This window comes from Flavonifractor sp., assembly GCF_019422385.1.
Taxonomy (GTDB): Bacteria; Bacillota; Clostridia; order Oscillospirales; family Oscillospiraceae; genus Flavonifractor; species Flavonifractor avistercoris.
Genome location: NZ_JAHZDL010000109.1, coordinates 1 through 7205, shown reverse-complemented (window position 1 = coordinate 7205; position 7205 = coordinate 1). Strand labels below are relative to the sequence as shown.

Below are 7205 nucleotides of genomic sequence, written 5' to 3'. Positions count from 1 at the left end.
TCCCAGATGCGGTAGCGGAGATCCTCCAGGCTGTGCCAGGCGAACCACCACTCGAACATCTCGGGGGTGACGCCGGGCATCTCGGTCTTGTTGGCCAGGTAGCCGGTGCCGTTGGGCATGACGCACCAGCCGACCTCGCAGGGCAGGTAGCCGGGCCGGAACAGCTCATTGCGATCCTCAATCTTCAGGGCCAGGGTGGGGTCAATGGGCCCCCCCTCCAGCACGGCGATCTTCTCCGCCGGGATGGGGGTGATGGGCAGGTCGTAGAACTTGGCGTAGGGCAGGGCGCGCTCTTCCGGGGTCAATACAGGACGCTGACTCATGACTGATACACTCCTTTGCTGTTGTGGAAGACTTCTGCCTCTCTGTTATGCAAAAGGAGGGCCAACTTTTCCGCCGATGCCCGGATTCCCTGGGGCCGTAAGCAGAATTTTGATTGCAACCCGTCTCCTGCCTCCGGTTTTGCGAAAATGAATTGTCTTTTTTTTGTACATATGCTAGGATAAATGTAAGAAATCTGTACAGGTGGTGGTATGGTGAATACCCTCTATCTCTCCGAGACGGAGCTGCGCACCCGGGGCGGCGCCCTGGATCGGATGCTGGACAGCCTCTTTGACAACGGCATCCTGCTGGATCGGGACTGCCGGATCCTCTATATCACCGCGTCGGATCAGAAGGAGCTGATCGGGCAGCACGTCTCCGTCATCGACCAGGTCTCCCCCTTTGAGGCGGTGCTCCGCTCCGGCCGGCCCCAGTTGGATCTGCTGCTGGAGCTCCACGGCCGGCAGTGCCTGTCCAGCCTTTTCCCCGTCTCCGACGGGGAGGGGATCGTCGGCGTGGTGGGCACCATCACGGTGCGCAGCCTGGCCCGGCTCAAGCGGGTGGCCACCCGCATCAGCGACCAGGACGAGGGCTTTCAGGGGCTCTACCGGGGGCTGTCCCGCATCGATAGCGGCTACAACCTGGAGGATTTCCGGGGGGAGAGCCCCGCGGTGAAGGATCTGCTGGAAAAGGCCCGCAAGGCGGCCAACAGCGGGGAGAGCGTGCTGATCCTGGGGGAGACGGGCACCGGCAAGGAGATCATCGCCGGCGGCATCCATGCCGAGCGCCACCGGGGCCGCCCCGCCCCCTACGTCACCATCAACTGCACCGCCATTCCGGAGCAGCTGATGGAGGCGGAGCTCTTCGGCCATGAGAAGGGCGCCTTCACCGGGGCCACCGAGACCCGCCTGGGCAAGTTCCAGCTGGCGGGGGACGGGGATATCCTGCTGGACGAGATCGGGGACATGGATCTGAACATGCAGTCCAAGCTGCTGCGGGTGCTGGAGTCCCGGGAGTTTGAGCGGGTGGGCGGCCGGGAGAGCATCCCCCTGCGGGCGGGGATCATCGCCTCCACCAACCAGAACCTGCTGGCCATGAGCGAGCGGCGGGCCTTCCGGGCGGATCTCTACTACCGCCTGTCCGCCATCGAGCTCTACCTGCCCCCGCTGCGGGCCAGGCCGGAGGACATCCCCATGCTCATTGACCACCTGTGTGCCCAGAAGGGGGGCCGCCTCCATCTCACCTCACAGGCCATGCTCTATCTCCAGCGGTACGCCTGGCCGGGCAACGTGCGCCAGCTGAAAAACCTGGTGGGCCGCTGGCTGGTGTTCTACGACGGGGTGCTGATCACCGGGGAGCGGGTGGTGACCGAGCTGACCGTCGGCCAGCGCAGTTATAACGAGGCCTTCGGGGTTTCCGATCCCCTGGCCGGGCCGGCGCCGGAGGCCCCCGCAGGCACCGCCGGGCCGCCCCGCACCCTGGCGGAGCAGGAGCGGGACGCGGTGGAGCGCGCCCTGATCTGGTCGGGAGGGAACCGCTCGATGGCGGCCCGGGCGCTGGGGATCTCCCGGGCCGCTCTCTACCAGAAGCTGGAGCGGTTCCGGCTGCTCTGAGCAAAGTGCTGGGCGGACAAAAGAGCGCCGGCCCACCTTGTCAGAGGCGAACCGGCGCTGAGAAAAACGATTGTTACGGATTTCAGGCCTTCCAGCGCCCGCACACAGGCGCACAGCCAGATTTGATGGGGGGCGCGGTTTAGGGCTGGGGGCGAGTGCGCGCCCAGTAGGCCGCCATGCTCTCGCCGGGCTGCCCGGTGGTCTCGCGGGACAGGTAGGCGGCCCACGCCCCAGGCGGGGCCCAGGAGCGGGCAGAGCCCTCGTCGGGGAACTCCACCTCGGCGTAGAAGAAGCCGGTCTCCAGCGCCGGATCCACCGAGTTGACCTCCAGCGTGAGGCCGCCGGGGAGGGGATACCGGCGCTGCTCTTTTTCGATCATGGGGCCGGAGAGCAGGGTGATCAGCCGGGCGTAGTCTCCCTCCGACACCGGCAGCTCAATCTCCTCACGCACCAGGCCGCCCTTGCCCTTGAAGCAGAGGACATACTGCACCGGCCCGCCCGCCAGGGCCTCCCGGCGGATGCGCACGGCGGGGCAGACGGCGAAATAGCCCTGAGCCATGTGCCAGATTTGGGCGGGGGTTCCCTCCGGCCAGCCGTTTACCAGCCAGCGGCGTTCAATCTCCATGGGTGCCGCCTCAGAAGGGGATGGCCACGATGGCGGGCACCAGGATGGGCACCGCCAGGGAGAGCACCACGCCGGAGGTGAAGGAGTAGATGGTGATGCGCTCATGGGTGGCGCCCACCACCACGGGGAGCACCGTGTCCATGGCCGCCGCGCCGGGGAGGGAGGCGCACTCCACATAGCCGATGTACTTGGCCACAAAGGGGATGGAGATGATGGAGAAGATCTCCCGCATCACGTTGGACAGGAAGGCCACGGCGGACACCGACAGGGAGTAGGGGGCCAGCAGGGTGGGGGCCAGGGAGTACCACCCCATGCCGGAGGCGGCGGCCATGGAGTCCTTGATCCCCAGGGGGAGGAAGAGCCCCGCAATGGCCGCGCACACCAGGGAGCCCAGGCAGACCGCAACGGGTACCAGCAGCACCTGGAACCCGGCGGTCTTTACGTCGCTGAGGAAGGTGCCCTGCTTGCCCATGTCCATGCCCACCATGAACAGCAGCAGGTAGAGGCCGAAGTTGATGATCGTGCCGCAGTGGACGGTGACGGCGGCGGGCAGGACGAAGCGGCCGGCCAGCATGCCCAACACCACGGCGATGACGATCCACAGGGTCAGGGAGTTGTCAGCCTTGCCGGCCTGGTGGCTCTCCTCCTCCCGGGCCGCCTCGCTGCCCCGGGGCAGGCCGTAGCGATCCAGCTTGAGGACAAACCGCCGCAGCAGAGAGAGAAAGAGCAGGGAGCCTCCCATGGCGAACACGGTGATCACCAGGGCGGACAGGCCGATCTCCCCCAGGGAGGAGATCACCTCGTCGTTGGCGCCCAGGTTCACGCCCAGGGTGACGATGAGGATCATGAGGGCCACGAACTGGAGCTTGCTCACCCACACCAGGGGGCGGCTGCGCAGGGCCTTCCGGGAGCCCAGAAATGCGCCGAGGACAACAAGACCGATGTAAATAGCCAGATTGCTCAGGGTGCCGAGGGTAGTTCCCATAGTGATCCTTCCTTTTAACAAAAATAAAGGGGCCTCCACATTGTAGCATGGGCAGGTGAAAAAGTCCACCCCCTGCGGACGTTCTCAGGCGGCCGGAAGCTCCCCCCTGGGGCAGCCCTCTCCCTGCCAGAGGTATTGATCAGTGCCATGGGAGGCGTTGTATTCCTCCACCACCCCGGCGGCCAGATCCGGCCAGTCGCTGATGAGGCCGGTGACGCCCATCTGCAGATACTGCTCCATCTTATCCGTATCGTATACCGTCCACACATAGACCGGCAGGCCCAGCTCCCGGGCCTGGGCCACCAGGCGGTTGCTCACCAGGCTCTCCTCCACCGCCAGGAAGTCGATGCTGTACTGCCAGATGGTCTCGTCCAGATCCCCGGCGCTGGCATAGGCGCAGTAGCCCACCCACCACTCCGGGTGGGTCTCGTGGATGGTGGTGAGGCAGGGGTAGTCCAGGGACATGAAGATGGCCCGCTCCCCGAAGTCATGGGCCTCCACCACATCCAGGATGGCCCGGGCCAGGGCCTCCCCCTGGCCGGCCTCCGGCTTGAGTTCGATGAGCAGGCCCATGCCGCTCTCATCGGCCTGGCAGAACCGGATGAGCTCCTCCAGGGAGGCGATGTATCCGGTGTCCTGATAGCTGGAGGCGTCGTGGAGGGGCAGGGCGCGCAGCTCCTCCCAGGTCAGGGCGGACACGCTCTCCATCCGCCCCGCCAGCCGCAGAAGGCTCCCGTCGTGGAAGGCCACGGGCACGCCGTCGGCGGTAAGCTGGATGTCCACCTCCGCGTAGTCGGCCCCTATGTCCGCCGCGGCCTCCACGGCCGGCAGGGTGTTCTCCACGCCGTAGATGCTGCCCCGGTGGCCCATGACGATGGGGGCGTGGAGCAGCGGCGGCTGGTAGCAGTTGATGACCAGGTAGCCGGCCAGCAGGGCGCACACCGCGGCGGCGGCGGCCTTCCAGCGCCGTTTGGCCCAGCGGGCCCGGACAGCCGCCTTGAAGCGGGCCCACCGCTTCGACCAGATGGCCAGGATGGTGCGGCTGTCCTCGCTCCACGGCGCCTCCGCCGGAATCGTCAGGTTCTCCCGGGACAGGATCCAGGACAGAACCAGATAGAGGAAGGCGGCCATCAGCACGGTGTGGAGCAGCGTGGTGACCAGCCAGTAGAGCAGATCGATGCGGAAGGCCTCGGAGTAGACCAGATATTTCAGGAAAAACCGGTCAAAGTCCCCGGGCTCCAGTACGTTGCGCCGCCAGTACCGGGCCAGCTCCGAGTCGGCCTGCATCCACAGGAGAAGCCCTCCCGCCAGCACCGCCAGCCGCTTCCAGCCCATGCGCCGCAGACAGCCCGCGCTGCTCCGGGCCGCCTGCCCGAACCTCTCCCGCCGCAGGGCCATAAAAATGGGGACGAAGAACAGCAGGAAGTGGGCCCCGTAATAGGCGGCGTAGATGGCGATGACCCCCGCCGTACCGACGGCGGTGTTGATCATCTCCCCCAGGATGAACCAGGGAATGGTGATGGCGGGCACCAGGGAGTGGAGGTACACCGTCTGGGCCAGGGGGAGGAGCAGCAGATAGTACAGGGAGCCCGGCACCACAGACCAGCCCTTCATGGCACCCAGGGCCCACAGGGCCTGCTTCATCACCCGGCGCACGGCGACCTCCTCCCCCTGGCGGGCGAGGGCCACCAGGTGGATGACCACGCTCAGCTCATAGAAGGCCAGCAGCCCGGCGGCGAAGAACAGGGCCAGAAAGATCAATGCGCCCTTCAGGTTCAGGAAGGTGCCCAGCACATCCGCGTTGAAGGAGATTCCCACCGACGACACATAGGTCTGGTAGATCTCCCGCAGCAGCGGGCTGATGACCACCAGGGTCACCAGCTTCCACAGCAGTTCGAATTTCAGCACGCTCCAAACGGCGTTTCTCAGCTTCACACGCGCCACCTCACAACACAAAATCCAAACACGAATCATAGCACTTTTTGGAAGGTGATGCAAGAGGCGCGGGGCACGACGACTCGGTGCGCCCCATAAACGGATGCTGCGGCTGTCTTGGCATTTCAGAGGCAGGGCACCGCCGCCATGAACTCCCGTTTAGGGGGGCCGGTGGAAAAGCAACCCCCGGTACCCTTTCCCCCTCCTTTTTCTTTGAAAAATAGGGGCGCCTGCGCAGGCGCCCCCCAGGACAGAGGAAATTTTTCAGGTGTCGGGTGGAGAGTCGCCGGGTGGGTGCAGGCGTCTGTACCACACCCGGCTCATGACCGCAGGCACCGCAATGCAGAGGACGGAACAGAGGAACAACAGGAAGATGATGACGATCGCCCCCATCAGGAGGGAGGAGAGGAGGATCAGCAGGCCCGAGGCAAACATGAGCCTGCCCGACAGCCGATGGGTGCGGTTCCACACGTCCGGGTCGGTCAGGGTCCAGCGGGTTCGGATGCCCATGTACTCGTTGGGCTTCCACTTGCCCTCCTCGCAGCCTAGGGACAGGTACAGCAGGCCGATCAGGGCAATGCCCATCCGGGCCCAGGCGATCTCGTCGGGCCGGAACAGGCCCGCGGTCAGGGCAGTAGTGCACACGTCCAGGAGGAGCAGGAGAACCAGGGCGGCGGTCTCAAGGCGGCTGCGGAGCCTGCCCCGGCCAAGCCGGGGCAGCAGGGCCAGCATCGGCCCCGGGACCGCCAGGAGCCACAGCCAGGCATTGACGCCCGTTTCCCCGCTGCCCCAGCGGAGGGAAAGGTGATAGTACATCGCCACCAGCACCAGGGGCCACAGGGCCAGGAGCCACAGCGGGAGTGGATACTTTCTCCGTTTCGTAGGCGCAGCCTCCTTTCACGTCATGCCAGGCGGACCGCCTGGGTCCCCGCCGCCAGGTGGGCCTCCCCGCAGGCTGGCGATCCAGCCGGTGAGCTCATCCAGCACGGACAGGTTGAGTTCGTAATAGATATATTTCCCCTGCCGCCGGTCGGAGATGAGCCCCGCCTCCCGCAGTACAGACAGGTGGTGGGAGATGGTGGCCCCGGTCATATCGAAATGGGAGCCGATCTCCCCGGCGGTCTTGGCCCGGTCCCGCAGCAGCCGGAGGATCTCCCGGCGGGTGGGGTCGCTGAGGGCCTTGAAGGTCTCCTGAAAGCCCACAGCGGCCGCCCTCCTTTCATTTAGATATTTATCTAAATAAAGGATAGCATACGGCCGGGAGCCTGTCAATCAGATATTTAGAAGTTTGTCGAAATGTATGCCTGAGCCGGCTTTCCCCCATGAAATGCAGAAAAGCCTGGGCCGCCCAACAGGGCGGCCCAGGCTCTGCAACAATGGATTACCGGATGGCCTTGGTGTCCACTTCTTCCTTCAGCATGGCGGCGAAGCCGTCCAGGGACATGGCCCCCAGATCCTCGCCGGAGCGGCGGCGGGGGGAGACGGTGGAATTTTCCATGTCCCGGTCGCCCACCACCAGCATGTAGGGGATCTTCTCCAGGGTGGCCTCGCGGATCTTCTTGCCGATCTTCTCGCTGCGGTGATCCACCTCCACCCGGAAGCCCTGCGCGTCCAGCTGGGCGGCCACGGAGTCGGCATACTCCGCCGCCCGGTCGGTGACGGGGAGCACCTTCACCTGCACGGGGGCCAGCCAGGCGGGGAAGGCGCCGGCGAAGTGCTCGGTGAT

At 65.6% G+C, this 7205-nt stretch carries 7 protein-coding genes and 1 pseudogene; 1 reads left to right on the top strand and 7 read right to left on the bottom strand.

The genetic code is table 11. The features are described from left to right. Positions 1-323 (bottom strand): annotated as a pseudogene (locus QZ378_RS11610) (phloretin hydrolase); the annotation flags it as partial. A gap of 213 nt (positions 324-536) precedes the next feature. On the opposite strand from QZ378_RS11610, the gene QZ378_RS11605 reads away from it, so the two are divergent. Continuing rightward, positions 537-1934 (top strand): sigma 54-interacting transcriptional regulator, encoded by a 1398-nt coding sequence (locus QZ378_RS11605; protein ID WP_291258381.1) that lies wholly within the window; start codon positions 537-539, stop codon positions 1932-1934. A gap of 139 nt (positions 1935-2073) precedes the next feature. Here QZ378_RS11605 and QZ378_RS11600 read toward each other — a convergent pair whose 3' ends face one another. From QZ378_RS11600 to QZ378_RS11575, 6 genes are all read right to left on the bottom strand, one after another. Continuing rightward, a complete protein-coding gene (locus QZ378_RS11600; RefSeq protein WP_291258380.1) occupies positions 2074-2559 on the bottom strand; it encodes a hypothetical protein in 486 nt (161 codons plus the stop codon). A 10-nt stretch (positions 2560-2569) separates the two neighbouring features. Beyond that, complete coding sequence (locus tag QZ378_RS11595; RefSeq protein ID WP_291258379.1) at positions 2570-3544, bottom strand: lysine exporter LysO family protein; 975 nt, start codon at positions 3542-3544, stop codon at positions 2570-2572. 84 nt (positions 3545-3628) lie between these two features. Further along, positions 3629-5479, bottom strand: coding sequence for a glycerophosphodiester phosphodiesterase family protein (locus QZ378_RS11590; RefSeq protein ID WP_291258378.1), 1851 nt, complete (start codon positions 5477-5479; stop codon positions 3629-3631). A gap of 264 nt (positions 5480-5743) precedes the next feature. Continuing rightward, a complete protein-coding gene (locus QZ378_RS11585; protein ID WP_291258377.1) occupies positions 5744-6295 on the bottom strand; it encodes an SdpI family protein in 552 nt (183 codons plus the stop codon). Between the two features lie 81 nt (positions 6296-6376). Further along, positions 6377-6682, bottom strand: a complete 306-nt coding sequence (locus tag QZ378_RS11580) for an autorepressor SdpR family transcription factor (protein ID WP_087240872.1) — start codon at positions 6680-6682, stop codon at positions 6377-6379. A gap of 178 nt (positions 6683-6860) precedes the next feature. Further along, positions 6861-7205: His/Gly/Thr/Pro-type tRNA ligase C-terminal domain-containing protein (locus QZ378_RS11575; protein ID WP_291258376.1), on the bottom strand; the 345-nt coding region annotated here is incomplete at its 5' end.